Origin of the sequence: Aquirufa regiilacus (genome assembly GCF_032470275.1) — a bacterium.
Lineage (GTDB): Bacteria > Bacteroidota > Bacteroidia > Cytophagales > Spirosomataceae > Aquirufa > Aquirufa regiilacus.
In genome coordinates, this window is record NZ_JAVNWW010000007.1 from 1 (window position 1) to 1,897 (window position 1,897).

At 43.4% G+C, this 1,897-nt stretch carries 1 protein-coding gene; it reads left to right on the top strand.

Going from position 1 to position 1,897, the window contains the following annotated elements:
* Positions 1 to 545 precede the first annotated feature (545 nt).
* Positions 546 to 1,808 (top strand): DNA recombination protein RmuC, encoded by a 1,263-nt coding sequence (locus PQG45_RS10985; protein ID WP_315577600.1) that lies wholly within the window; start codon positions 546 to 548, stop codon positions 1,806 to 1,808.
* Positions 1,809 to 1,897: the final 89 nt, after the last annotated feature.

Consider the following 1,897-nt stretch of genomic DNA (forward strand, 5'->3'; position numbering starts at 1 on the left):
GAGAAGTTAAGCCCCGCACCGCTGATGATACTGGGATCAAACCCGGGAAAGTAAGTAAGCTCCAAGTTATTATAGAAGACCTGCACCAAAAGTGTGGGTCTTTTTTTATGCCCTACAGTCGCTAGTCGTCAGTCACTAGTCGCTAGTCGCTAGTCGTCAGTCGTTAGTCGTTAGTCGTCAGTCCGGAGGGAATTAGTCCGGAGTCCGAAGGGGATTTATCCGAAGTCCGGAGGATAGTTAATCATCAGGTAACAGTTGAAGTGGTCAGTCCGGAGGAAATTAGTCCGAAGTCCGAAGGGAGTTAGTCGTCAGTTATCAGTGGGCAGTGGTCAGTCCAGAGGGAATTAGTCCGAAGTCTGAGGGATGTGGGCTTACCTCTTCACTCTTAACTCTTAACTCTTAACTCTTAACTCTTACCTCTTCACTCTTAACTCATCACTCTTCCCTCCCATCGCACTTCGGACTGACTACTGACCACTAAATTCTGTCACTCATTTACCTATCCACAGCTTTGTAATTAACCCCTAATGATTTACTTTTACTTCATGACAATCATCTACATCATTATCGCAATTTTAGTTGGCGCTGGAGCCTCCTACCTCCTACTCCAAAATAAAATAACCCTATTAAACAGCCAATTGAGTCAACTCACAGGTTTACAAACCAAAGCTGATGCACTTGAACAGGATAACAAAACGATGTTTGGTAAATTATCCCAACTCGAAGGACAAAACGAAACATTGAAAGCAACGGTGGAAAGCCAGAAGGCCGACGAAGATAAATTGCGTAAAATGTTGACCGATATTAGTAATGAGTCAGTGCTCCGACAAGGTCGCATGTTAAGCGACCAACAACAAGTCAAATTAAACGACGTTTTAACCCCGCTCAAGGAAAAACTTTTGGCATTTGAGACTCAGGTCAATGAAGGCCAAAAAAACTCCTTACATCAAAACACGGTGCTTTTGGAGCAAATTAAAAACCTAACGAGCCTCAATCAAACCGTTACACAAAAAACTGAAGACCTTACAAATGCCCTCAAAGGATCCAACAAGTCCCAAGGAAACTGGGGCGAGATGATTTTAGAACGCGTTTTGGAAAGCTCAGGTCTCAAAAAAGGCATGGAATATGAGACACAATTTGTCACTAAAAATCAAATAAATGAGACAATTAAACCCGATGCAGTTATCTTCCTACCTGATAACAAAAACCTGATCATCGATTCCAAAGTGTCATTGACCGCATACGAGCGCTACACCAGCGCTGAGGAAGGTACAATCGAAAAAGAACAAGCACTCAAAGAACACATTGAGTCCCTAAAATCGCACATCAAATTATTATCAGCCAAAGATTATCACACAGGCCTCGACCTAAATAGCCCCGATTTCACACTCTTATTCATTCCCATTGAATCAGGTTTCGTGGCAACCATCAGCCAAGATACAACTTTGTTTAATTACGCATGGGAACGTAAAATCGTTTTGGTATCCCCTTCTACCCTATTGGCCACCTTACGTACGATTGCATCTGTTTGGAAGACCGAATACCAAACACGTAATGCCATCGAAATTGCTCGTCAAGCCGGTGATCTTTACGACAAATTCGTCTCCTTCACCCAAGATATGGAAGACGTAGGTAAACACATGAAACGCGCTGAAGATGCCCACGCTGGGGCACTAAACAAACTCAGCACCGGAAAAGGTAACCTTGTCAGTCGGGCCGAAAAACTACATAAACTAGGCATCAAATCAACCAAAAAACTGAACCAAGGACTGATTCAGGACGAGGAGCCAGAGATTGAGGAGGAATAGGTTGGAGGTAAGAACTAAGAGTGAAGAACTAAGAGTGAAGAGGTAAAAAATCCTCCGGACTCCAGACTAATTCCCTCCGGACTAGCGAC

Excerpts from the sequence above, each read along its gene's own strand:
- PQG45_RS10985 (WP_315577600.1), top strand. The coding sequence starts at position 546 with ATGACAATCATCTACATCATTATCGCAATTTTAGTTGGCGCTGGAGCC.